The following is a 24,844-nucleotide window of genomic DNA, read 5'->3' as shown; positions in this document are numbered from 1 at the left end:
GACAACAGAGAAGGAACCCATGCTCAAGCGAAGCAGCCTTGTCGCAACAGCCGCGGCGACGGCCGCAGCGGCCATCGCCGCGGCCCTCCCGGCCGACGCCGCCCCGGCGGCCCCGAAGCCCCTGGTCCACGTTCGGATCACCCATCACTTCGACCTGGCCGCGGGCCAGATGCCGGAGAACATCGCCCTGCTGCCCGACGGTGCGGCCGACGTGACCTTCGCCGGCAGCCGCCAGATCGCCCGGATCACCCCCGGGGGCGGCACCCGCATCCTGGCGACCCTGCCCGCGCCCGCCGACGGCGGAGTCAGGACCCCTGTCCTCGGATTCCCCCTGACCACCGGCATCGTCCAGGCTGCGGACGGAAGCACGTACGCGCTGTACGCGACCGGCACCGCCGACCTGACGGGCCTGTGGCGGCTGGCCCCCGGCAAGGCACCGGAGCGCATCGCCGCGCTGCCCCCGAACGGCCTGCCCAACGGCCTGGCGCTGGACCCGCACAGCGAGCAGCTCTACATCACCGACTCGGTGCTCGGCACCGTATGGACCGTCCCCCTTTCCGGGGGCCGGCCCACCGCCTGGTCGGCTGCGCCCGAGCTTGCTTCGACCGGCTTCCTCGGAGCCAACGGCGCGAAGGTGCACGACGGCGCGCTCTGGGTGACCAACCTCGACAAGGGCACCCTCGTGCGCATCCCGATCCGTCACGGAAACCGGGCGGGAGCGCCGCAGGTGAGGGCGTCCGGTCTGGCCGGTATCGACGACTTCGCCTTCACCGGCCGCGGCAACGAGGTGCTCGCCACCCTCAACGCCCCCAACAAGGTCGTGCTCATCCGGCCCGACGGCACCAGCACCACCGTTCTGGACACCGACGACGGACTCCAGAACCCCACCTCCGTCGCGCTGCGCGGCAAGGAGGTGTACGTCCTCAACGCCGCCTACACCACGGCCGAGGACCCCAACCTCCTGCTCGCCCGCCTGCCCGGCCAGCACCGCCAGGACCTGTCCGCGGACAGGGAGTTCACACCTGACGAGTAGGGCCGTACTGATGATGCGCCAGGTTCCGCCACCGGCCGGCGGGCCCGCGCAGCGGTGCAGCAGCAGCTGGACGGGGCGACGGCAGCGTTGCCCGGCGGACGCTCGGCGACGCGGCCGCGGACCGCTGCCTGCGTGACGGTCCGGTCGAAGGCGCAGAGTCCGGGCTGCTGCAGTGCCGGTGGGAGCTCGCCGGTACTCGGGTTCATGGCAGTGATCGCCCGCAAGGGCGTGCCGGCCCCGATCCCGGCCGGAAGCGCTGCGCGGTCGGGCGCACGCACGCACGCGTGGACGAACCACTACGGCAAGCTGCGGCGCCGCACGGAGAGCGGCGGCGAGGCCGTGGACTCCTGTCCCTGCCTCGCCGCCGCTCTCGTCACGCCCCGCATGCCCGTTCGGCGTCCGAGGAGCCGATACCGCGGGATGGCCGTGGCGTGCCGCCCGGGTCACCCGGCGTTGTGCGCCGTCCGCGGTTCGGCGTGCTCCGCGACGCCAAGTGCAGCGAGCAGTTGCTCCCGGAACTCGGCGAGGCGCGGATCCCGGTACGACCGCGGGTGATCGAGGTCGATGGTCAGGTCCAGGCTGAAGCGGCCTTCGTCGAGCACCAGAACCCTGTCGGCCAGCACGATCGCCTCGTCCACGTCGTGGGTGACGAGAAGCACCGAGGGCCGATGGCGTTCCCACAGCTCACGGAGCAGGGTGTGCATCTTGATCCTGGTCAGCGCGTCGAGGGCGCCGAACGGCTCGTCGGCCAGGAGCAGTTCGGGTTCCCGGACCAGTGAACGGGCGAGTGCTGCCCGCTGCTGCTCGCCGCCGGACAGCTCGCTGGGCCAGGCCTGCTCACGGCCGGCCAGGCCGACCTCGGCCAGGGCTGCACGACCGCGTTCGGCGGGGTCCTTGCCCTGGACACCGAGCAGGACGTTGTCGAGCACCCGGCGCCAGGGCAGCAGTCGGGAGTCCTGGAAGACGACCGAGACACGCTGCGGCGCCTGCAGTTCGCCGGAGCCGGTGATCTCGTGGTCCAGGTCGGCGATGGCCCGCAGCAGGGTGCTCTTGCCCGAGCCGCTGTGTCCGAGCAGTGCGACGAACTGCCCCGGGGGGATGTCCAGATCGATCCCGTCCAGGACGACGCGCTCACCGAAGCCCCGCGTCAGCCCGCTGATCCGGACGGCGGGTGGGGTCAGTTGTTCAACGAGTGCCGCCATGACAGCACCCTCCGTTCCAGGATGCGGACGATGGAGTCCGAGACGAAGCCGAAGATCCCGTAGATCAGCAGGCCGAGCACGATCACGTCGGTCTGGCCGTAGTTCTGCGCCTGGAACATCATGTAGCCCAGGCCGCTGGTGGAGTTGATCTGCTCCAGCACGACCAGCGAGAGCCACGAGCCGGTCACGCCCAGCCGCAGCCCGACGAAGAATCCGGGCAGTGCGCCGGGGATGACGATCTGCCGGATGAACTGCAGCCTGCTCAGTCCGAGCACCTCGGCGAGCTGGACGAAGCGCTGGTCGATGCCGGACAGCGCCGAGTACAGGTTGAGGTAGATCGGGATGTAGACCACGATCGTGATGATCGCGACCTTGAAGGTCTCCCCGATGCCGAGCCAGAGGATGAACAGCGGGATCAGACCGAGCGTCGGTATCGCCCGGTTGATCTGGACCGAGCCGTCGACGAGGGCTTCGCCGGTCCGGCTGAGCCCGGCCAGCAGTGCCAGCACGACCCCGAGGGTCAGGCCGATGGCGAATCCCTGCGTGGCGCGCCACAGCGAGTCCGCGATGTCGGTGGCCAGTGGCCCGTCCGTCCAGCGGTGGACACCGGTCTGCACAACGGTCCAGGGCGCGGGCAGGACCCGTGGGTCGAGCGCGCCGGTCAAGCTGGCGACCGACCAGACCAGCACCAGTACTGCGGGCCCCAGCAGGCGGGTGTAGGGGAGGCGCCGGCCCGGACCGAGCCGCCTGAGCCGTCGGGGGCCGGGTCCGGTCGGGGTGCTGACGGCGGCGGCCTCCGGAGAAAAGGACGGTGAAGCCGAGGCGGGCGGTGCGAGTGCCGCGGAAGCCGTGTCGGTCATGGAACTCACCTCCGGTACTCTGCCGCCACGGCGTTGGCCGCGATGGACTCGAAACGGCGGTCGAACAGCACGTCGGCCTTGAACGGCTTGACGAAACCACCCTCCGCGAGCAGGTCGGCCGTCTCCTGCTCCCAGGCGAGAGCCTCGTCCCAGGTCGGCGGGAACAGCGGCTTGTTGGTCAGCGCGGTGATGCCCTTGGCCTGCTCCAGCGTGATGTTCTGGGTCTTGACGTAGTACTCCTGGTCCCAGGTGTCCGGGTTCTCGTACACCCAGACCAGACCCTTCGCCCAGAGCGGGATGTACGCGGCGATGGCCGCCGCCTTCTTGGGGTCGGCCAGCACCGAGGACGGTGCCCACAAGAGGTTGAGCAGGTCCACGACGTCGGTGGTGATGGTGTGCGCGCCGTCCGAGCCGTACCGGGACAGGTAGGCGGGCACCTGGGAGATGCCGAGCGGGGCGATGTCCACCTGGCCGGCCTGGAGCGCGGTGAGGAACTGGTTGCTGGTCAGCGGGACGAGGGTGACCTCGGAGGTCTTCAGGCCTGCCTTCTTCAGGGCGCGCAGCAGCACGACGCCCTGGGCCTGGCCCTGGGAGAACGCCAGCTTCCTGCCCCGGAAGTCGGCGACCGACCGGATGTCGCTGTGCGGCTTGGTCGCGAACACGTAGGTGGGCTTGCGCGTCAGGGCCACGGCCACGACCCGGGCGTCGAAGCCCTGGTAGTGGGCCTGGATCGGCGGGATCCCCGCATTGTTGGCCACGTCGAGGGAGTGGGCGCGGAAGGCGTTGATCACGTCCGGGCCGGCCCCGATGTTCGGCCACGCGGAGACGGTGAAGGGGAGGTGGTCCAGGAGACCGGCAAGCTTGAGCTGGAGCTGCTGGGCGCCGGTGGACGAGGCGACGCTCAGTGCGGTGCCGGACGGCACCGCACTCGGCAGTGGTGCGGAGGCCGACAGCGCGGGCCCGTCGGCGACAGCGCTCGCGCAGGCGCTCAGCCCGAGGGCGGCGCCCGTCCCGAGCAGGGTCTGCAGGAAGAGCCGACGGTTCAGGCCAGGAGTGGGTGTCGATCTGTAGCTCGGCACGTGAGGATCCTTAGGTACGGTCGGCACACGTGACCACCGCGCGGCGGCGCGGCGGGACGCGTGCTGTGCTCGGGAGGTCGCCGACGGCCATGCATGCCCCTCGGCCTGAAGGGCGCATGACGGCAGCAGGATGTGAATGCAGGAGAAAGGCGTCGGATTTCACGGGGAAACGCCCCACAGGTGAGTCGACGCCCTGTCGGAAACTCCGGACGGCAGAGCCGGATCCGAACCTGGCTGAGCCAGGTCAGGCGGAAATACGCCGACAGCGGCGGTTACATCGCACGGCACCGATGCCGGCGCGTCGCGCCCGCTCTCCGAGATGCCGAATCGATTCCATGCCCGGACTCTAACCAGCTCGGCTTCGGCCCTGCAATGTTTGTTCCAGGCGTGAAATCAATTCCCCCCACCGGCTTCCGGGACCACGGCAGGGTCACTGCTAGCATCGCCGCATGGTCCGCCTGTCACCCAGCCTCGTCGCGCGCCGGTACGTGGACTTCCGGTACCAGGCCACGTCGATCTGTCCCGCCTCCCTGTGAAGTGCGCCCGCTGACGCGGGCGTCGTCCTGTGCACGTCGTGCCGGACTCCCACTGACACCCCGAATCCGGGAAGGCGACCACATGGACGGCCTGTTGACGCCCGCACACCATGTTCCGCGGCTGCGGCGGACCGACATTCCGGCGGCCGGTTCACGGCGTGCGTCGAGCGCGGGCACCGTGCTCAGGGCGGTACTCGATCACGGCCCGGTGGCCCGCAGCACGGTGGCCAGGCTGACCGGACTGTCCCCGGCGTCCGTCACCGTCCAGTGCACGCAGCTGATCGCCGGCGGTCTGGTCCGCGAGGCGCCGGAGGCCGCCGGCCCCAAGAGTGTGGGTCGTCCGCACGTCCCGGTCGACATCGACACCGGCCGCCACCTGGTGTGCGGGGTGCACATCGCGGTGTCGCACACCACGCTGGCGCTGCTGGACCTGCGCGGCCGGATCATCGCCGAGGACCGGCAGCCGCTTGCCGGTTCGCGCCCGTCCGAGGCCCTGCGCCGGATGGCCGACCGGCTGCCCGGTCTGCTGGCCGGGCACGGCGGCGGCCGGCCCCTTCTCGGGCTGGGTGTGGCCACCGGCGGCCGGGTGGACTCCGACTCGGGGGTGATCACCGAACATCCTCTGCTCGGCTGGCGGGACGTACCGGCACGTGAGCTGCTCGCCACCGCCACCGGGCTGCCGGTGTACGTCGACGGGCACGCCAGAGCGCTGGTACGGGCCGAGCAGCTGTTCGGGGAGGCCCGTTCGAGGGCGAGCGTGGTGCAGCTGTTCGTCGGCAATGTCGTGGACGCCGCCTTCGCCACGTCCGGAGCCGTGCACCACGGCCCGAGGTTCGCCGCCGGCACGGTCGCGCACCTGCCGGTCGAGGAGAGCCGGGAACGCTGCTCATGCGGCCGGATCGGCTGCCTGCAGGCGGCGGTGTCCGAGCAGACGATCGTCCGGCGGGCCGTGGAGCAGGGCGTCATCACGACGCCCAGCATGGCCGACCTGCTCACGGCCGCGCAGGGCGGAAATGCCGGGGCGGTGGAGATGTTCCGGGAGCGGGCGAGGCTGGTGGGACGGGCGGCAGCACTGTTGCTGGACGTCCTCGATCCGGAGGTGCTGGTGGTCGTCGAGCCGGGGGCCAGCCGGCTGCCACAGTGCCTGGCGGAACTCAGGGCGGAGGTCAAGGCGCGCTCCTGGGTGTGCGAGGACCCGGAACGGACGGTACTGACGAGCAGTTTCGCGTCAGGAGTGCTGCCGACGGCCGGGGGCGCGGTGGTGCTCGACCCTCTGTACGCCGACCCGACGGGCATGTCGCCGAGGCTCTCCGAAGTGTCGTGACGGCGGAACCGAGTTAATTCAGAGAGTTGCATTGTTGACGGGCGCCGAACACAGTGACGAGGATGGATTCATGACCGACCGGCGGCACAGAATCCAGGAAGCGCCCGCAGAGCGCTCCTGTCGAATCAGCTGTCAGGCGTGACCGGCCGCCGCCTCCGGGCCAATTCTCTGTGAATTCCATGTGATCGCGCATTGCGCGTCCGCGCGCCTCGGCGTGCCGTCTTCCGGCCTTTCCATCCCCTTCGGTCACAGGAGTCGTGATGACTGCTGATCTTTCGACGTACACACAACCGGGCGCCGCCCCGGACCGTTTCAGGCAGGTGTTCCGGCACTACCCGGCAGGCGTCGTGGTGCTCACGCTCGACGCCGGCCGGGGACCGGCCGGCTTCACCGCCACCTCGCTCACCTCACTGTCGCTCGATCCTCCGCTTGTCTCCTTCTCGGTCTCCGAGACCTCGTCCAGCTGGCCGCACGTCAGGGACTCCGACACCCTCGTGGTGAACTTCCTCGGGGCCGAACAGGAAGCGCTGGCAAGGCGGTTCGCCACCAGCGGCATCGACCGCTTCGCCGAGCCGACCCGCTGGCGGCGGCTGCCCGACGGCGACCCGGTGCTCGACGACGTGCCGGGATGGCTGCGGATCCGGGTCAAGAATGTGGTCCCCGCCGGTGACCACCGCATCGTGATCGGCCGGGTCGAGGACTCCTGGCTCTCCCCCGCTCCCAGCCCGCTGGTCTACCACGACGGCCGTTACCACTCGCTGCAGAACTCGGCAGACGGAGAGACACCATGACCGACAACAACGACCGCTCGCTCCACCTCAACGCGTTCCTGATGAACGTCGGCCATCACGAGGCGGCCTGGCGGCTGCCCGAGAGCAACGTGCTGGCTACCACGGACATCGAGCACTGGAAGAACCTGGCCAGGATCGCCGAACGCGGCAAGCTGGACTCGCTGTTCCTCGCGGACTCCCCCGTCCAGTGGGGCGACCCCGGCCGGCGGCCGAGCGGGCAGCTGGAACCGACCGTGCTGCTGACCGCCCTCGCCGGGGCGACCAGTCGTATCGGACTCATCGCCACCGCGTCGACCAGCTACAACGAGCCGTACAACCTGGCCCGCCGGTTCGCCTCCCTGGACCATGTCAGCGGCGGCCGGGCCGGCTGGAACATCGTCACCACGGCAGGTGCCGAGGCGGCCCGCAACTTCGGCCTCGACGACACTCCGCTGCACCGGGACCGCTACGAGCGGGCCGCGGAGTTCGTCGAGGTGTCCACCCGCCTCTGGGACAGCTGGGCCGACGACGCGATCGTCGGAGACCGGGAGCGCGGCGTCCACGCCGAGGCCGACCGGGTGTTCGCCGCCGACCACGTCGGCAAGTACTTCAAGGTGGCCGGAGCACTGAACGTGCCCCGCTCACCGCAGGGTTACCCGCTGCTGGTGCAGGCCGGCTCCAGCGAGAACGGCAAGGACTTCGCCGCCCGGTACGCCGAGGCGGTGTTCACCGCGCAGCAGACCTTCGAGGAGGGCCTGGCCTTCTACCAGGACCTCAAGGCGCGCGTGCGGAGTGCCGGCCGCGACCCGGGCGGGGTGCTGATCCTGCCCGGCATCGTGCCGGTGATCGGTGACACCGAGGCCGAGGCGCTGGAGCTGGAGGCCGGACTGGAGCGGCTGATCCTCCCCGAGTACGCCAAGCAGCAGCTCGCCCGGTTCCTCCGTCTCGATCCCGAACAGCTCGACCTGGACTCCGAGTTGCCGCCGAACCTGCCCGGTGAGGACGAGATCGAGGACTCCAAGAGCCGTTTCACCCTGATCGTGGAGCTGGCACGGCGCGAGAAGCTGACCGTCCGCCGGCTGATCGGGCGGCTCGGCGGCGGACGCGGACACCGGACCTTCGCCGGTACGGCGGTCCAGGTCGCGGACACCATCGAGCAGTGGTTCACCAGCGGCGCGGCGGACGGCTTCAACATCATGCCGGCGGTGCTGCCGTCCGGCCTCGAAGTGTTCGTCGACCGGGTGGTGCCGATCCTGCAGGAGCGCGGGCTGTTCCGCACCGAGTACACCGGCCGCACCCTGCGCGAGCACTACGGCCTGCCCCGGCCGGAGAACCGGCGCACTGCCGCCGCACGGGAGTTGGCGACCGCCCGGTGACAACTCCCCTGCTGCCGGCAGGGGATGCCGACACGGCCGGGCAGTCGGCCGGACCGCCCCCGACAGGGTGGGTCCGCCGACTGCTCGGCTACTGTCTGCGCCACCGCGCCGACCTGCTGACGGCATACGGCTCCGCACTGGTCGCAGCGGTCACCTCCGCCGCACTGCCGCTGATCCTGCGGCACGTCGTCGACGGCGTGGCCACCGGTCCGCCGGTCGCCCTCACCTCGTGGATCGTCCTGCTGTCCGCCCTCGGCGTGATCCGCTTCACCGCGACCTTCTTCCGCCGTTCCCGCTCGGGCCGGCTCTCCCTCGGGGTGCAGTACGACCTGCGCAACGACGCCTTCTCGGCACTGCTGCGGCTCGACGGCGGCCGCCAGGACGACCTGCGGACCGGGCAGGTGGTGAGCAGATCCGTCTCGGACCTCACGCTGATCCAGAACCTGCTGCAGTTCCTGCCCAACATCACCGGCAGCGCACTGACGTTCCTGGCGTCGCTGGTGTTCATGGCCGTACTGTCGCCTCTGCTGACACTGGTGGCACTGGCCGTCGGCCCCGCCTTGTGGCTGATCGCGCAGCGCAGTCGCAACCGGCTCTTCCCCGCCAACTGGCACGCCCAACAGGAGGCCGCAGAAGTGGCCTCCGGCGTCGAGGCGGCGGTCACCGGCGTACGGGTGGTGAAGGGCTTCGGTCAGGAGGAGCGCGAACTGGGCGAGCTGGAGCATCGGGCCCGCAGCCTCTTCGCCTCCCGGGTCCGGGTCGCCAGACTGAGCAGTCGGTACAACCCCGCACTGCAGTCGGTACCCGTGCTCGGCCAGGTGACCGTCCTCGCGGCCGGCGGCTGGCTGGCCCTGGACGGCCGCATCTCCCTGGGCACCTTCCTGGCGTTCACCACATACCTCGGCTCCCTCGTCGCACCGGTGCGGCAACTGGCGATGCTGCTCACGGTGTGGCAGCAGGCCCGGGCCGGGGCGGCCCGGGTCATCGAGATCATCGATGCGGACCCCGGCATCGCCGACGCACCACAGGCACGCGAACTGCCGGACGGACCGCTGTCGCTGGAGTGGGACGACGTGACCTTCAGCCATCCGGGAGCCGGGCCCGACGTACCGCCCCTGCTGCGGAACCTCGCCCTGCGGATCGAACCCGGGGAGACCCTGGCCCTGATCGGCGCGGCCGGATCGGGCAAGTCGATGCTGGCGCAGCTGCTGCCGCGCTTCTACGACGTACGGTCGGGTTCCGTCCGGGTGGGCGGTGTCGACGTCCGGGACGCCTCCCTGGCCTCGCTGCGTTCCCGGATCGGTGTGGTGTTCGAGGACAGCTCCATGGTCTCCGGCACGGTCCGGGCCAACATCGCGTACGGCGTCCCCGACGCCACCGATGAGCAGGTGCACGCCGCCGTCCGGCTTGCGCAGGCGGACGGCTTCATCAGCCGCCTGCCGGAGGGCTACGACACGGTGGTCGGCGAGCAGGGGCTCACCCTGTCCGGCGGTCAGCGGCAACGGATCGCGCTGGCCCGCGCGCTGCTCCACGACCCCGCCGTACTGGTGCTGGACGACGCCACCTCGGCGGTCGACGCCCGGGTGGAGGCCGGGATCCACTCCGCCCTGCACGAGGTGGCGCGGCAGCGCACCACGCTGGTCATCGCCCACCGCGCGTCCACGCTGGCCCTTGCGGACCGCATCGCAGTGCTCGACGCCGGCCGGATCGCGGACATCGGCACCCATGCGGAACTCGAGGCCCGCTCACCACTGTTCCGCGCCCTGCTGGCGACGGGGGATGCCTCCGACCCCGACAGGACCGCGACCGCCGGACCCCCCGGGCCACAGGAAGTCACCCCTGCACTGTGGCAACGGCCGGCGCCGACCGGACCGGCGCGCGAAGGGGACCCGATGCGCGCGGCGCAGGCCTACGCCACTGCCGCCGTCACCGGCGGTGCAGGCCACACCGGGCTGGTCGGCTCCTCACCGCCGAGCGCGGAACTGCTGGCGCAACTCGCCGCGCTCGCCGAACTTCCCGCGCGCCAGGCCGACCCCGCGGTGCCGGCCGGACAGGCACGCGCCGCGGACCCGTCCTTCGGTCTCACCTCGCTGGTCCGGCCCTTCCGGACGGCGCTGCTGCTGGGCCTGCTGCTGGTCGCGCTGGACGCGGCCGCACAGATCGCGGTCCCGGTCCTGGTCCGGCTGGGCGTCGACCACGGCGTGGCGCGGCATGCCCCGGGCGTGCTGCTCTCGGCTGCCGTGGCCGCCGGAGCCGTCGTGGCGGCCGGCTGGCTCGTCGGCATCGCCCAGATCCGGGTCACCGGCCGAACCGGCGAACGCCTGCTGTACACGCTGCGCGTCAAAACCTTCGCCCAGTTGCAGCGGCTCGGTCTCGACTACTACGAGCGCGAGCTCGGCGGCCGGATCATGACCCGGATGACGACGGACGTGGACGCCCTGTCGAACTTCCTGCAGACCGGCCTGGTCACCGCCGTGGTGAGCGTGCTGACCATCGTCGGCGTGCTGGTGGCACTGCTGGTGATCGACGCCGGTCTGGCCGTGGTGCTGCTGGTCGTGCTACCGGTGCTGGTCTGCGCGACCGCGCTGTTCCGGGCCCGGTCCGTACCCGCCTACCACGATGCCCGCGAACGGGTCAGCGCCGTCAACGCCCACCTCCAGGAGCAGGTCGCGGCGCTCCGGGTGACGCAGGCGTTCCGCCGCGAGCGGCACAGTGCCGAGGAGTTCGCGAGGCGTGGCCGGGCCTTCCGGGACGCACGGCTGCGCGCACAGTACTGCATCGCGGTGTTCTTCCCGTTCGTGGAACTCCTCAGCACCCTCTCCACCGCCGCGGTGCTGGCGGCCGGGGCCGGCCAGGTCCGTGCCGGTGCGCTCACCACAGGGACACTGATCGCGTTCCTGCTCTACGTCGACCTGTTCTTCTCGCCGGTACAGCAGCTGTCCCAGGTGTTCGACGGCTACCAGCAGGCCGCCGTCGGGCTGAGCCGCCTGCGGGGCCTGATGCGTATCCCGAGCGGAACCCCGCAGGCCGGGAACCCGCAACCGGTCGAGGGCCTCCGCGGCGCGATCGAGTTCGAGGACGTCCACTTCGCCTACGCCGGCGCCGACCACGCCGTGCTGCGCGGAATCGACCTGCGGATCACCGCCGGGGAGACGGTGGCGCTGGTCGGCACGACCGGCGCGGGCAAGTCGACGATCGTCAAGCTGGTGGCCCGGTTCTACGACCCGACGTCCGGCTCGGTCCGCGTGGACGGCCAGGATCTGCGCGACCTCGACCTGCCGGGCTACCGTCGCAGGCTCGGCGTGGTACCGCAGGAGGCATACCTGTCCAACGGAACGGTCCGGGACGCCATCGCCTACGGCAGACCCGAGGCCACGGACGCGGAGGTGGAGGCCGCGGCCCGTGCGGTCGGCGCGCACGCCATGATCGCCGACCTGCCGTCCGGATACCTGCAGCCGGTCGGCGAGCGCGGACGGAACCTCTCGGCAGGCCAACGGCAGCTGATCGCGCTGGCCCGGGCCGAGCTGGTCGACCCGGACGTGCTGCTGCTGGACGAGGCCACCGCCTCGCTGGACCTGGCCACCGAACGGCGCGTCGGCTCCGCGACAGCGGCACTGGCCCGGAGCCGCACCACCCTGGTGGTCGCCCATCGGCTGACCACAGCGGCCCGTGCGGACCGGGTCGTGGTGCTCGAAGCAGGACGGATCGCCGAAGTCGGCACCCACGGTGAGCTGCTGGCCGCGGACGGCCCCTACCGCCGCCTGTGGGAGGCGTCCGACCAGCACGCGCGACGGGCCGTCGCACTCGACCCGGCTGCGGTGGGCGCATGACGACAGGGCGGTGCGGCGGGCATCCATCACCACCGGCCAGGGACAAATAGCCTTCTCCGTACGGGAGATCACGTGGCCGGGTGGTCGCCGCCCCCTTCAGGCGGGACGCGAGGACCCCACGCACCGGGCAAGCCCTGGCCGAGGCATCAACCGTGGCCAGTCGGCACGCCGGACCCGGCCGGTCCCGGCACGGTGACGACAGGGCATCGCGCGTGATGCAGGACGCCCTGGCCGACGGACCCGAGCAGCTGGCCGCTGAAACCGCCGGTACCCCGTGTGCCGACGACCAGCGCCAGGGCATGCCTGGAGGCCTCGGCCAGGACGGCCACCGGATGGCCGCGCACCACCTCGTGCATCAACTGCACCTCCGGGTAGGACTCCCGTCGCCCGGCGGCCGTCTCCGCGAGCACCCGCCGGGACTCCTGCTCCAGCCGGTGCTCATCGGCCTCCGAGAGTCGCGAAGGGTTCCAGGCGTACAGAGCGCGCAGTTCGGCGCCCCGCAGCGCTGCGGCTTCGAACGCGTAGTCCACGGCGTCCTGTGATGTCCGGCTGCCGTCCACGCCGACGACGACGTACGCGGGCTGCTGGGTGATGTGCTCCGGATCCCGGACGACCGCCACCGGGCAGCTCGCGTGCGCGATGAGCGGCAGAGTCACCGCCCCGGAGTGGAACTGTTCCCGGACGCCGGAGAGCGGTCGTGAGCCGAGGACCAGCACCACGGCCCGCTGGGCCTGCGCGTCGAGCACCTCGGCCGGATCCCCGTCGACGAGCCGGGCTGACACCTCCAGGGCGGGGTGGCGTTCACCGATGAAGCGGGCCGCCTCGTCGAGCGCGTACCGACCGGCGGTACGGAGCAGTCGGGCACGTTCGTGAAGTGCGGGCCAGAGCTGGGGCCAGGTGCCCTCACGGGCCACGGAGTTCCACGCCTGTACGACGTGCACCGGCAGGTGGCGCCGATTCGCCTCGTCAGCGGCCCAGGCGAGCACCATGCGGCTGGGGTGTTCGGGATCGACGCCGACCACTACGGGACACTGCCCGTCGGGCCTCGCCATGTCTCCTCCCGTTGTCAGGGAACGGACCTGTCGGCACGCCGCTTGCGCGCCGCATCGCGGTCTTCGCGAGCGAGCCTCTCGGGCACCTGCCACCCGGCGCGGGATCAGCCGACAAAAAGGCCGTCCCCGCATCTCTGCGGAAACGACCCACGCCCTGAATAAACGCTGATTCGGACAACAGGGATTTGTACCCGCGCCCCCGACGCCTGCGTGGTCCCGTTATCTCCCGGCCGGAAGGGCATGTTGGGATTTCGCGACCACGAGCCGCAGAATCAGGGCTCCTGCTTCTCTGATCTGCACATGTACCTCCTCGCGATCGTCCTGCCGGTAAGTGCTCCGGCACCGTCCAGGTTACTCCGGCAAAGCGCGTGTTCGGGCCCGCCGGACGCACGAATACCGTCCGGGTGCCGCAGGATGGGAGCCGGTGCGATGCCGAGACGGAGATGACGCCGGTGAGGCTCGCGCCCCCACGGCGGAATTCACGCGGGAGAACCGCAGGGCTGCGGTGGACCGGTCGGAAGGCTTCGGTGAACCGCTGCCGGGCCAGCTGCTGGACCGGGCTCACAGGATGCCGCCACAGCTCATCGCTCCGCTGGTGGCGGAGGAGGTACGCGCGATCGGTGGCCGGGGCGTGTCGATCCTCCTGCAGGACCACGGCCAGCTCATTCCGGTACCGCCTCCGGGGAGGCCGACGGGGCACGGATGTTCCCGCCGCTGCTGGACGGCAGCGACGAGGCCGGGGTGCTCGGGGTCGCCCTCGGTGCGGTCCATGACGACGACCGCCGGTTGCTGCGGTGCCCCGCAGGGCTCACGGCCGACATGCTGGTCACCAAGAACAGCTGCGCGGACCAGTTCTTCAGGCGCGGCGCCACGAGCCGGTGAACGGGACAGTTCGGCGAGGAACGCCTGATCGCCACCATCGAGCGCGTCGGACCCGCCGGTGGAGGAGTGCAGCAGGTGGCGCGAAGCCTCCCCCACTCCCTGATGCGGGAGCGGGGCGGAACCACAACCCGGCCCCGACCCCGGCAGTCGTCCTTCCGGAGATCGCCGTACGGCACCGGCGCCACCGTCTCCTGCACGATCGACTCGCGGCCCGGCTGCGGAGGGCGCTGCGCGCTCTGCCGAGGGCCGTCGTCGCGGCCGTCCCGTTCCGCGTGCGGCGCGGCAGACGAGAGCAACCCGACGTGTCCGACCGGGTAAGGCTCCCGCGTGCGCTGGTGCCCGTGGAGAGGCAGGAGCAGGCTGAGAGGTGCACACCCGGCGACGGACGGCCGTTCGGGGTTCCACCGCCGTACGTACCGCGACGGCCCTGCAGGTCTCCACGCCCGCCGAAGTCCTCGGAGGTCTCCCATGACCGATCCTCCTGTCCCCCATCCGCACGGCCCGATCGTGGTCGGCACGGACGGTTCGGCCGCAGCCCGGCAGGCTGTGACCTTCGCGCTCCGCGAGGCACAACTGCGCGGTACCGGCCTGCGGGCCGTCTGCGCGTACGAGTACACCTCCACCCGGCACTCCGGCTTCGAACGGACGGCCGGCCCCGGCAGCGGCCCCATCCCGCAGCAGCTCGATCTCGTCACACAGGCCGTGGCCGACTCCGTCGGGGAACTGCAGCAACAGCTCGGTGGACCGTCCGTGGACGTGGAGATCGTCTGCGAACCAGGTCGTCCGGCGCAGGTCGTCCTCGAAGCGAGCAAGGACGCCTGCCTGCTCGTGGTCGGCTCCCGAGGATCGGGCGCCTGGGGACGGCTCGCCCTCGGGTCGACCAGTACCGAGGTCGTCCACCACGCCCGTCTCCCGGTCGTTGTCGTCCCGGCGGAACACGACACCGCATCTTCCTGAGCGTCGACGGCCACTCGACGGGGTCGCGCCGGCAGGACCGATCAGTACTCGGAACCGCTTCGCAGATAGGTGCCCGTGGCCTCGAGCCGCACCCCTGGACCGAAGCACGCTTCGGCCGCGTGCGGAGTGTCCTCGAAAACACGCAGGATCCGTAGTGCTCCGCTCGGGTGCAGGTCGTACTCGTAGGTGAGGCCGCCTGGGACGTCCTGGTGCTGCATGTCCAACGGCCCCCGGGAGGACTCGGACGGCGATCGGGCCTCGACCGAGAGCTTCACATGGACGGACATGTCTCCACGCGCCAGGCCGCCGGCAGCTCCCACCAGACGTAGTACGAGCACGGGTCGGACCGTAGCGTCTGACCGGCCAGGAACCGAGGGGCAGCAGTTGACGTTCCGTCGCGCCGGCACGCCTGGCGGCCTCCACCGTACCGGCCGTGGCGTCGGTGACGGAGGTACACAGCGCGGCGGGCACCACCGCGAATCCGGCGGTCAGGCCGGGAGCGGGACGCCTGGAGAGGCCGTCGACGAGGATGGACCGTTCCGGCGCGAGCGCCGCCGGCGGCGGGATGCCGGGCCGCAGGAAGGACCAGATCGCCGTCCTCGACGACCGGGAGGTCGAGGCGGCGCAGTTCGGCGGCCAGCGCCTCGCGGCGCTCTGGCGCGAGGGTGGCTCCGGGGGAGTTCTGCATGCGCGGCTGAAGGCAGAGGGCACGGAGGGGGTGGCCCGGTGGACGGCCGCGAGAGCGTCGGGGAGCAGAAAGGCGCTGCCGCACCTGCATCGGGCCCTATGGGTGCAACGTTGAGTTGATAGGCCAACTACCTGGGAATCTGGCTCCGGTGAGTAGCGATCAGGTCGCGGTACCACCCGTACGACGCCTTCGGCGTCCGCTTCTGCGTCGCGAAGTCGACGTGCACCAGCCCGAAGCGCTGGCTGAACCCCTCGGCCCATTCGTAGTTGTCGAGGAGTGACCAGGTGCAGTACCCGCGGACGTCGACGCCTTCGGCGGCGGCTGCGGCGAGGGCGTCGAGGTGGCCGGCGAGGTAGGTGATGCGGTCGGGGTCGGGGACGGTGCCGTCGGGGTGGACCTCGTCGGCGACGGAGCAGCCGTTCTCGGTGATGGTGATCGGGGGGAGGGTGGCGCCGTAGCGGTCGCGGAGGCCGACGAGGAGTTCGCGGAGGCCGTCGGGAACGACCGGCCAGCCGAAGGCCGTTCGGGGGACGTCCTCGATCTCGGCCTCGGTGAAGGGGAGGCCGGGTTCGGTGGGGGCGGCAATGCGGGTGGGGTTGTAGTAGTTGACGCCGAGGGCGTCGAGGCCGGGGCCGGCGATGAGTGCGAGGTCTCCGGGGCGCACGCAGCCGCCGAGGTCCTCGGTCATCCCGTAGGCCGACAGGTCGGGGTAGCGGCCGAGGAGGATCGAGTCGGTGAACAGCCGGTTGTGCAGGGCGTCGTACGCGGTGGCGGCCGCCGCGTCGGCGGGGTCGTCGGTGGCCGGCCGGACGGGGGTGAGGTTGTTCGCGATCATCACGTCCAGGCCGCGTTCGCGCAGTACGGCTGCCGCCAGCCCGTGGCCGAGCAGTTGGTGGTGGGCTGCGGGCAGGGCGTCGAGCATCAGGGTGCGGCCGGGGGCGTGGATGCCGAGGGCGTAGCCGTACACCATGTGCACGAACGGCTCGTTGAGGGTGATCCAGGCGGGCACGCGGTCGCCGAGCCGGTCGGCGACGGCGGCGGTGTACTCGGCGAACCGGTACGCGGTGTCGCGGTTCAGCCAGCCGCCGTCGTCTTCGAGGGCCTGCGGGAGGTCCCAGTGGAAGAGGGTGGGCAGCGGGGTGATGCCGGCGGCGAGGAGGGCGTCCACCAGCCGGTCGTAGAAGGCGAGGCCGGCCGGGTTGGCGGGGCCCGTGCCGTGGGGCTGGATGCGCGGCCAGGCCACGGAGAGGCGGTAGGTGTCGATGCCGAGGTCCTGCATGAGGGCGACGTCCTCGGGCCAGCGGTGGTAGTGGTCGCAGGTGACGGCGCCGGTGTCGCCGTCGCGGACGGTGCCGGGGCGGGCGGCGAAGACGTCCCAGATCGACGGTCCGCGGCCGTCCTCGTCCACCGCGCCCTCGATCTGGTAGGCGGCGGTGGAGACACCCCAGCGGAATCCCGCCGGAAGGTCGAGTCGGTTCGGCATGGTCTGACTCCCTGCTCGCGAAAACCCGAGAAGGGCTCATGTTAGTGCGCTGCCGTCGAAACGCCAGGTGCGACGCCGCACCCCCTCATGGCCGCTGAAGGACGATCACTACTGAGACGGGTGGGGCAGGGAGGACGGCCACCCGGGGCGGCGGGCCGAGCACCGGACCCGCCCCAGGCCAGTTATTGAAGAGGCGTCGAAAGCCGCACGGCGCCGGATCGGACTTCCGGGCCGGATGCAGACATGGACGACCGGATCGTAGACGTCCCAGGTTCGGCAACGGCCGCGGGCCTGCCGCAGTACCCTTTCCACAGGCCCGACAGCCTTGGGCCACTGCGGAGTTCAGGTGATCACGATTCGGCCGCCGCGATTTCCGGTCCGCACCCGGCTGCCGGATTCGGCGCGCACTTCGGCACACCCCGATGATCCGTGGACGATTCGTCGCGGCCCGGGCGGCAGCGGTACGCGCCGGGCGGCGGGCCCCTGCCGGAGGACGGTGCCCGGGGCGGCCCCGGGCGTCGTACCGCCCTGGCATGTCCGGGCCGGAACCGCGGCGCAGCGGCCCGGCAAACCATTGACGCTCCCGGTGACACGCCGTAGGGTCGCGGCCCAGTGGACGCCGGTCGGTGATCCCGGACGGGGCGGAACGCCGCCGAACTCCGGGCCGCCGTCCCTCGCCGGGCAGTCCACAGGGGTGTCATCTGCCGTGTCCTTGTGCCGGGTTCACCGGTCCATGACGGCTGCCGCGCCTCCTTCCACGCCGTCCGCCATCCCGCGGGTCACATCGGCGCAGTCCGGCGTCCCATGAGCAAACCCACTCAGCAAGGGATGTACCGGTGACCCGTTTCTCGCGGCCCACGGCTGTTGCCATGGGCGTGGCCTGTGCAGTGCTGCTCTCCGGTTGCGGGTCGGGCTTCCTGGGGTCCGGATCGACCCTCACGGTCGTCATCGGCGTGGACGGGCCGCTGACCGGCAAGCTCGCCGACCTGGGCCTCGGCATCCGGAACTCCGCCGAGCTCGCGGTCGCCCGGGCCAACGCCAAGAAGACCGTGCCGGGCGTGACGTTCGTGCTGGACGCGAAGGACGATCAGGCCGACGAGGCGACCGCGCTCGCCAACGGCCAGGCCTTCGTCGCCGATGACAGGGTGATGGGCGTCGTCGGCCCGCTGACCTCGTCCGGCGCCCTCGCGATGGCCCCGGTGCTCTCCGGAGCCGGCCTCGCCGTGATCTCCCCGTCCAACACCTCGCCCGCGCTGACCTGGGGCGCCGACTACCGTGCCAACGGGAAGAAGCGCCAGTACGCCACCTACTTCCGCACGGTCACCACCGACGCCGTCCAGGGCCCGCTGCTCGCCCGGTACGCGTACAAACGGCTGGAGGCCCGGCGCGCGGCCGTCATCAGCGACAAGAAGGCCTACGGCAGCAACCTCGCCGCCGAGTTCGCGACGGCCTTCGAGACGGTCGGCGGCAAGGTGGCGTTCCGGGCCACGGTGCAGTCCGGCACCACGGACTTCACCAAGCTCGCCACGCAGGTCGCGGCGAGCGACCCCGACATCGTGTACTACGGCGGCGAGCACCCCGAGGGAGGCCCGCTGTCCGCGGCGCTCAAGGCGGCCGGTGTGAAGGTGCCGCTGGCGGGCGGGGACGGCCTGCACACCGACGGGTACATCAAGGCCGCCGGTGCGTCGTCCGACGGCGACATCGCCAGTCAGCCGGGCATCTCGGTCGAGGGCCTCGCCTCCGCCTTCGCGTACCTCGACGCCTACGGCCAGGCCGGCCTCAAGGAGGAGCCGGGCCCGTTCGGCCCGTACGCCTACGACTCCACCTGGGCGCTGATCCAGGCGGTCGGCCACGTCAGGCAGGCGCAGCCGGACCTGTCGGGGCCGGGGCTGCGCACCGCCGTGGCGGACGCCCTCCAGCAGGTGTCCTTCTTCGGGGTCACCGGAGACGTCGCCTTCGACGAGTACGGCGACACCCGCAACCAGGTCGCCTCGATCTACCAGGTCAAGAAGGGCGCCTGGTCGGCTGTCGTCCCGTTCGGCCGCCTCCGCGACTTCTGACCGGGCGGACCGCGGACGGGCACCGGTGATCCGGGCGACGGCTCCGGCGACGGCGGTCCGCCGGGTGATTCGCGCCGCGAACACCGGATGCGGCAGAGTGAGGTCATGAACGCGCAGACGGGGAGCGGTGATCGGCGCCCGCCCGGCGCGGCCCGCCGCATGCCCGTGCAGCAGCGGAGCCAGGAGCGGTACGAGCGGCTGCTGGACGCGTGCGCGGGTCTGCTCGACGAGGTCGGGCCGGCCGCGCTCACGACGAAGGAGGTCGCGCAGCGCGCGCACGTGCCGATCGGCACCCTCTACCAGTTCTTCTCCGGCAAGGAGAGCCTCTTCTCGGCGCTCGCCGAGCGGAACCTCACGCACTACCTCGACCGGCTCGCCGCGCACCTCGACGCGGCGGCGCCGGTCGGCGTGCCGGCCTTCGTCGAGCTGGCGGTGGAGGAGTTCGTCGCCATGAAGCGCGGCGTGCCCGGCTTCGGGCAGATCGACTTCGGCCTGGTGACGGCATCCCCTGCCGCCCTGGGCGACGGTCCGGGCGCGCCGCCCGGCGAGGGGCCCGACGGCCTGCACCTGCTCGACCGGGGGCTCGACAACAACGCGGCCGTGGCCGTGCGGATCAGCGCCCTCGGCGGCGACCTCTTCGCCCGGCCCGGGTGGGGCCTCGCCCTGCGGGTGGCGCTGGAGTCGGCGGACGCCGTGCTGAAGCTGGCTTTCCGGGCCGACCCGGCGGGAGACCCGGCGCTGATCGCGGAGTGCAAGCGCCTGCTGTGCGGCTACCTCTCCGAGCACCCGGCACCCTGACCTTCCCCGGGCACCACCGGCCCGCACCTCCGACCGGCACCACCGGGCCGCAGGCCGCGCGACGTCCGCCGCACGCACCTCGCCGGGCACGCCTCGCCGCACGCACCTCGCCGGACGCACAAAAGGCGGATGCCCACCCCGCGGCTGCGGGGCGGGCATCCTTCCGGGTCCTCGGTGTCAGGAGGCGAAGACCTGGAACTCGGAGAGCTGACCGGCAGGCCAGCCCGTGTTACCGGTGAAGCTCAGCCGCACGAAGCGGGTGGGGGTCGCCGGCAGGGTGACGGTCACCGTGTTGCCGGTGGCCGGGTTGAAGGTGTAGCCGGCCGAGCCGACCAGGGTGGAGAAGGTGGTGCCGTCCGTGGAGCCCTGCACCGAGAGGGTCTCGGTGCGGGTGGCCCAGGAGCTCGCCGGGGGGAGCTTCAGGGTGACCTTGGAGAGCGGCAGCGCGCAGCCGAGGTCGACCTGCAGGGTCTGCGGGAAGGCGTTGTTGGCGCTCTCCCAGTAGGTGTCGGCGTTGCCGTCGACCACGTTGCCCGCGCCGTAGTTCTGGGTGGAGCTGGAGGCGGTGGCCGGCTTGCCCTGGGCGATGTTGCCGGTGCCCGGGTTGCAGGTGGGGGTGGTGGTCGGGGAGGGGCTCGGGGTCGGCGAGCTGGTGCTGCCTGCGCCGAGGAAGACCTGCAGCTCGGAGAACTGCGCGGCGGGCCAGGCGGTGTTGCCGGTCACGCTGATCCGCAGGTAGCGGGTCGTGTTGGTCGGCAGGGTGATGGTGGCGGTGTTGCCGGAGGCCGGGTCGAAGGTGTAGCCGGCCGAGCCGACCAGGGTGGAGAAGGTGGTGCCGTCCGTGGAGCCCTGCACCGAGAGGGTCTCGGTGCGGCTGTTCCAGGCGGTGGCCGGGGGGAGCTTCAGGGTGACCCTGGAGAGGCTCACCGCGCAGCCGAGGTCGACCTGCGCCCACTGCGGGAAGGCGTTGTTGGCGCTCTCCCAGTAGGTGTCGGCGTTGCCGTCGACGAGGTTGGCCGCGGTGTAGCTCTGGTTGGAGCTGGAGGAGGTCGCCGTACGGCCCTGCGCGACGTTGCCGGTGCCGGTGGGGCAGGTCGGCGTGGGCGAGCCGGACGGGGAGGGCGACGGGGAGGGCGAGGAGGGCTGCGACGGGCTCGGCGAGGGGCTGGAGGTGCCCGGGTTCGACGGCACGCCGTTGTAGGTCCAGATCGGGTTCGGCCAGGTGCCGGAGCAGGTCGAGCCGGTGAGGCCGGAGTTGCCGCCGCCGTCGGTGATGACGAAGCCGCTGCCCACGCAGTTGTGGATCGGGGTGGCGGACTGGCCGATGTTGGTGGCCTTCACGTTGGTGAACTTCATGGTCGCGGCGGCCTGGGCCTGGACGGCGTAGGTGCCGGCGCCGTTGATGTTCACGTTGGTGAAGTTGATGCCGCTCGCCGGGCCCTCGATCGTCTGGATGGCCTCGTAGGAGGAGTCCAGGATGTCGGTGTCGGTGATGTTGATCGTGGCGCCGGAGATGGCCTCGTTCAGACCGGAGAACCAGACGGCGCCGACGCCGAACTGCCAGTTGAAGTCGGAGTTGCCGGTGCGGATCAGGGTGTTGCGGGCGGCGGTGATGGTGCCGGCGACGGCGGTGCCGCTGCCGGAGTTGACGCCCGGGTAGCGGTTGGCGATGTGCAGGCCGCCGCCGTTGGAGATGGTGTCCGACATGACGTTGTCGGAGATCGTGAAGTCGCGGCCGCCGTAGGTGACGATGTTGTTCGCCAGGATGGGCAGGACGACGGTGTTGTGGGTGAAGCTGTCGTTGGTGTTCGGCTTGTTCTCGGGCCAGGACGCGAGGCCGTCGTCACCGGTGTTGCGGACGAAGGTGTTGGTGACCGTCGAGTTGGTGACGCCGGTGTGGAAGTTCACACCGTCCGCGGTCTGGTCGAGGATGCGGCTGTTCTTGATGGTGAGGCGGTCCATCGGACCGTCCATCCAGGCGCCGACCTTGGTGTGCTGCAGCCACAGGTTGTCGATGGTGGAGTTGGACATGGCGCCGCCGATGGCGTTGACCTGGTCCTCGTCGACCCGCTCGCGGATGTCGCCGATGATGGCGAAGTCCTTGAGGTTGACGTTGGTGCTGCCGCCGTTGTTGACGTACTTGCCGTAGATGCCGGCCGCGTTGGCGCGGTTGATCGGGTCCCGGCCGCCGAGCACGGAGTACCAGGGGCCGGCGCCGACGAGGGTGACCTTGTCGACGACGACGTGGCTGTACAGCGTGAAGTTGCCCTGCGGGATGTAGACGGTCTTGCCCTGCGCCGCACCGGCGTTGACGGCCGCCTGGAACTTCGAGGTGGAGTCGGTGGCACCGGTGGGGTCGGCGCCGAAGTCGGCGACCACGTCGAGGGCGCCGGACGGCTTGGCGATCGGCGCGGCGACGTTCTCGAAGTCGGCCAGGTCGATGGTGAAGGTCGGCGACTGCGAGGTCGAGGAGACCTGGAGGCGGATCTTGGTGCCGATCGGGTAGGTCTGGCCGAGCAGCGTGCGGGTCTCGTCGTAGAAGTGGTGCGGGTTGGTGTCGCCCGGGTTGTTGTTGAACGGGTAACCACCGTAGTACCAGCTGTACTTCGAGGTGACCGGGACGCTCTTCACCGTGCTGCCGTTGACCTGCAGGTCGATCGACGCGTCGCGGCCCCTGCCGTCCGCCGAGTCCGGCAGGCTGTACCGGAAGTCGACGGAGTTGGCGGGCTGCGTCAGCGTGAACTCGACGTACTGGCCCGTGCCGCTGAGAGTGACGGCCTGGCGGCCGGACGCCTCGGAGGGCAGGTTGCCGTACTTCCGGTCCGGCCCGATGACCGTGCCGTTGGTGGCGGCGTACTCCGCCTCCTGCTCCACGAACGGCACGGTGGCACCGCGGCCGGGAACGCTGAGCGGGGAGAGCGCGGGGACGCCCGCGGCGTGCGCGGCGCCGGCGTTGGCGAGCACGGCGGTCAGCAGGCCGACGGTGCCCAGGGCGGTCGCGGTCAGGGCCGCGACGGTACGGGTACCACGCGTGGTGGGGGGTCGTTGCATCTGCGGATGCACATCCTTGCCGGGTCGTGGGGGTGGCCTCGGGGTGGGAGAAGTGCCCGGCAGGGGTGTTGCGCTGACGCTTCGCCAGAGTGACGCGCAGGTTTCCGTCGGGCGTGGTGAGACTACGAGGACCGGCCGCACGAAGTCCATACCCATGCGCAAAATCCGTATTGAAACCTGCAAGTTATCGTCGGCATCGAAGTAACAAGACGATCACTGGTCCCCCATTGCGCTCGTCCCGGGCACGCCGCAGAGTGGAAGCACAGCTCAGCACCGGACTCCCCCGAGGAGCGTGATCATGCAGGCCACCGTAGGCGACCAGCTCCACATCCACGGCAGGACCGTCGGCATGGTGGACCGCAAGGGCGAGATCGTCGAGGTGCGGGGCACCGACGGCCAGCCGCCCTACCTGGTCCACTTCGAGGACGGCCACGACGGGCTGGTCTATCCCGGCCCGGACTGCATCGTCGAGCACCAGCAGGAACGCCGCTGAGGTAATTGCCACCGCTGCCGGGCCCCCTGGCCCACCTGGCCCCACTGCTGGACGAGTACGGCTACATGGCCGTGGGTCTGCTCGTGCTGCTCGACAGCGGTGGCATCCCCGTCCCCGGCCAGACCATCCTGGTGCTGGCCGCCGTCTACGCGGGCACCGGCCGGATGTCCGTCGCGGGCGTCGTCGCCGTGGCGGTCGTCGCGGCCGTCGTCGGCGACTGCCTGGGCTACCTCGTGGGCCGCACCGGCGGCCGCGCCTTCGTCGACCGCTGGGGCCGCTACGTGGGCCTCACGCCCGCCCGCGCGGAACGCGCCGAGGGCTTCTTCACCCGCAACGGCGGCAGGGTCGTCACCGTCGCCCGCTTCGTCGACGGGCTCCGCCAGACCAACGGCATCATCGCCGGCACCACCGGCATGGCGTGGCGGCGCTTCATGCCCGCCAACATCGCGGGGGCCGTGCTCTGGGTGGGGGTCTGGGCGAGCCTCGGGTACGTCCTGGGCGACAACATCGGGCCGCTGTACGAGCGGGCGGTGCGCTACCAGGTCTACCTGCTGGCCGCGCTCGCCGTGCTGGTCGCGGCGCTGGTGGTGCGGGCCGTCGCGCGACGGCGCCGCACCCGCCGGGACGGTCAGCGCAGCGGCACGACCTCGAAGGAGGACGCGTAGCGCGTGCCGAGGCGCTCGCCGGACATCCGGCCGAAGGTGTCCAGGAAGCCCGCGGCGTCCGCCATGTCGCCGCCGAGCCCGTCGAGGTAGGCGCGGTGCGCCTTCAGGGAGGCCACCCCGGTGTCGAAGAAGTCCGTGGTGTCGACCGCGTGGGCGGCGTCCGGCGAGCCCGCCGCCCAGACCGCGCGGACGCCGTCCCACGGCTCGTGGCCCTCCTCGGTGAGTTCCCGGAAGACCCAGCGGTTGCCCGCGTCGCGGACGGCGTCCAGGGTGGCCCGGCCGACCGCGATGTGATCGGCCTGGTTGGGCCACCTCCCGCCGTACGTCTCACGGAAGTTGGTCGTGATCACGATCTCCGGCCGGTGCCGGCGGACGGCCCTGGCGATGTCGCGGCGCAGCGGCAGGCCGTACTCCACGACGCCGTCCGGGTGGCCGAGGAACTCGACGGTGTCGACACCGACCACGGCCGCGGAGGCGATCTGCTCCTCCTCGCGGACGCGCCGGCACGTCTCGGGGTCCATCCCGTCGATGCCGGCCTCGCCGCTGGTGGCCATCACGTAGACGATCCGCTTGCCCTGGGACGTCCAGCGGGCGACGGCCGCGGCGGCGCCGTACTCCATGTCGTCGGGGTGGGCCACGACGGCGAGGGCGGTCCGCCAGTCCTCGCCGAGCGGTTCGTACGGGGTCGGTGCCTGGTCCGCCATG

The 24,844-nt window shown here is 71.4% G+C and carries 19 protein-coding genes; 12 read left to right on the top strand and 7 right to left on the bottom strand.

Translation table 11 applies throughout. The features are described 5' to 3' along the window. The first annotated feature begins 19 nt into the window (after positions 1-19). Entirely contained in the window at positions 20-1,033 is a 1,014-nt protein-coding gene (locus tag SNE206_RS21565; RefSeq protein ID WP_407915098.1) for a hypothetical protein, read from the top strand. A 443-nt stretch (positions 1,034-1,476) separates the two neighbouring features. Here the strand turns inward: SNE206_RS21565 and SNE206_RS21560 are convergent, their stop codons facing one another. Genes SNE206_RS21560 through SNE206_RS21550 form a run of 3 tightly spaced genes read right to left on the bottom strand, consistent with a single transcriptional unit; the run spans position 1,477 to position 4,174 of the window. Continuing rightward, positions 1,477-2,235 (bottom strand): ABC transporter ATP-binding protein, encoded by a 759-nt coding sequence (locus tag SNE206_RS21560; protein ID WP_407915097.1) that lies wholly within the window; start codon positions 2,233-2,235, stop codon positions 1,477-1,479. Further along, positions 2,211-3,095 (bottom strand): ABC transporter permease, encoded by an 885-nt coding sequence (locus SNE206_RS21555; protein ID WP_407915096.1) that lies wholly within the window; start codon positions 3,093-3,095, stop codon positions 2,211-2,213. Before SNE206_RS21555 ends, SNE206_RS21560 begins: the two co-directional genes overlap by 25 nt. 5 nt (positions 3,096-3,100) lie before the next feature. Next, positions 3,101-4,174, bottom strand: a complete 1,074-nt coding sequence (locus tag SNE206_RS21550; protein ID WP_407915095.1) for an ABC transporter substrate-binding protein — start codon at positions 4,172-4,174, stop codon at positions 3,101-3,103. Positions 4,175-4,792: 618 nt separating this feature from the next. On the opposite strand from SNE206_RS21550, the gene SNE206_RS21545 reads away from it, so the two are divergent. From SNE206_RS21545 to SNE206_RS21530, 4 genes are all read left to right on the top strand, one after another. Further along, the gene (locus SNE206_RS21545; protein ID WP_407915094.1) at positions 4,793-6,034 is read left to right on the top strand and encodes an ROK family protein; all 1,242 of its coding nucleotides are present in this window, start codon (positions 4,793-4,795) and stop codon (positions 6,032-6,034) included. 260 nt (positions 6,035-6,294) lie between these two features. Further along, complete coding sequence (locus SNE206_RS21540) at positions 6,295-6,825, top strand: flavin reductase family protein (RefSeq protein WP_407915093.1); 531 nt, start codon at positions 6,295-6,297, stop codon at positions 6,823-6,825. Next, positions 6,822-8,180 (top strand): LLM class flavin-dependent oxidoreductase, encoded by a 1,359-nt coding sequence (locus SNE206_RS21535; protein ID WP_407915092.1) that lies wholly within the window; start codon positions 6,822-6,824, stop codon positions 8,178-8,180. The genes SNE206_RS21540 and SNE206_RS21535 overlap by 4 nt, the downstream gene beginning before the upstream one ends. Beyond that, the gene (locus SNE206_RS21530) at positions 8,177-12,010 is read left to right on the top strand and encodes an ABC transporter ATP-binding protein (protein WP_407915091.1); all 3,834 of its coding nucleotides are present in this window, start codon (positions 8,177-8,179) and stop codon (positions 12,008-12,010) included. The genes SNE206_RS21535 and SNE206_RS21530 overlap by 4 nt, the downstream gene beginning before the upstream one ends. A gap of 146 nt (positions 12,011-12,156) precedes the next feature. Here the strand turns inward: SNE206_RS21530 and SNE206_RS21525 are convergent, their stop codons facing one another. After that, positions 12,157-13,062: a universal stress protein gene (locus SNE206_RS21525; RefSeq protein WP_407915090.1), complete on the bottom strand. Its 906-nt coding sequence runs from the start codon at positions 13,060-13,062 to the stop codon at positions 12,157-12,159. 702 nt (positions 13,063-13,764) lie between these two features. Here SNE206_RS21525 and SNE206_RS21520 point away from each other — a divergent pair. The 3 genes from SNE206_RS21520 to SNE206_RS21510 all read left to right on the top strand — a co-directional run bounded on the left by SNE206_RS21520 (position 13,765) and on the right by SNE206_RS21510 (position 15,703). After that, the gene (locus SNE206_RS21520; protein WP_407915089.1) at positions 13,765-13,944 is read left to right on the top strand and encodes a hypothetical protein; all 180 of its coding nucleotides are present in this window, start codon (positions 13,765-13,767) and stop codon (positions 13,942-13,944) included. Positions 13,945-14,412: 468 nt separating this feature from the next. Then, the gene (locus SNE206_RS21515) at positions 14,413-14,901 is read left to right on the top strand and encodes a universal stress protein (RefSeq protein ID WP_407915088.1); all 489 of its coding nucleotides are present in this window, start codon (positions 14,413-14,415) and stop codon (positions 14,899-14,901) included. Between the two features lie 433 nt (positions 14,902-15,334). Next, positions 15,335-15,703 carry a hypothetical protein gene (locus tag SNE206_RS21510; protein ID WP_407915087.1) on the top strand — a complete coding sequence of 123 codons (369 nt, stop codon included), beginning with the start codon at positions 15,335-15,337 and terminating at the stop codon, positions 15,701-15,703. A gap of 13 nt (positions 15,704-15,716) precedes the next feature. Here the strand turns inward: SNE206_RS21510 and SNE206_RS21505 are convergent, their stop codons facing one another. Next, positions 15,717-17,072 carry a GH1 family beta-glucosidase gene (locus SNE206_RS21505; protein ID WP_407915086.1) on the bottom strand — a complete coding sequence of 452 codons (1,356 nt, stop codon included), beginning with the start codon at positions 17,070-17,072 and terminating at the stop codon, positions 15,717-15,719. An 836-nt stretch (positions 17,073-17,908) separates the two neighbouring features. On the opposite strand from SNE206_RS21505, the gene SNE206_RS21500 reads away from it, so the two are divergent. Both SNE206_RS21500 and SNE206_RS21495 read left to right on the top strand, forming a co-directional pair. Then, positions 17,909-19,132 carry a branched-chain amino acid ABC transporter substrate-binding protein gene (locus SNE206_RS21500; protein ID WP_407915085.1) on the top strand — a complete coding sequence of 408 codons (1,224 nt, stop codon included), beginning with the start codon at positions 17,909-17,911 and terminating at the stop codon, positions 19,130-19,132. Between the two features lie 105 nt (positions 19,133-19,237). Beyond that, on the top strand, positions 19,238-19,930 hold the full coding sequence (locus SNE206_RS21495) for a TetR/AcrR family transcriptional regulator (RefSeq protein ID WP_407915084.1): 693 nt from the start codon (positions 19,238-19,240) through the stop codon (positions 19,928-19,930). Positions 19,931-20,107: 177 nt separating this feature from the next. Here the strand turns inward: SNE206_RS21495 and SNE206_RS21490 are convergent, their stop codons facing one another. Next, positions 20,108-22,981, bottom strand: a complete 2,874-nt coding sequence (locus SNE206_RS21490) for a discoidin domain-containing protein (protein WP_407915083.1) — start codon at positions 22,979-22,981, stop codon at positions 20,108-20,110. Between the two features lie 298 nt (positions 22,982-23,279). Between SNE206_RS21490 and SNE206_RS21485 the strand changes: the two genes are divergently transcribed. Continuing rightward, positions 23,280-23,474 (top strand): DUF1918 domain-containing protein, encoded by a 195-nt coding sequence (locus tag SNE206_RS21485; RefSeq protein ID WP_407915082.1) that lies wholly within the window; start codon positions 23,280-23,282, stop codon positions 23,472-23,474. A 5-nt stretch (positions 23,475-23,479) separates the two neighbouring features. Then, complete coding sequence (locus SNE206_RS21480) at positions 23,480-24,139, top strand: DedA family protein (protein ID WP_407915081.1); 660 nt, start codon at positions 23,480-23,482, stop codon at positions 24,137-24,139. Here SNE206_RS21480 and SNE206_RS21475 read toward each other — a convergent pair. Then, positions 24,103-24,843, bottom strand: coding sequence for a PIG-L deacetylase family protein (locus tag SNE206_RS21475; protein WP_407915080.1), 741 nt, complete (start codon positions 24,841-24,843; stop codon positions 24,103-24,105). The genes SNE206_RS21480 and SNE206_RS21475 overlap by 37 nt on opposite strands. Position 24,844 lies beyond the last annotated feature (1 nt).

This window comes from Kitasatospora sp. NE20-6 (genome assembly GCF_045862635.1).
Note: the sequence above shows the minus strand (reverse complement) of the source record. Positions and strands in the feature narration are given on the sequence as shown.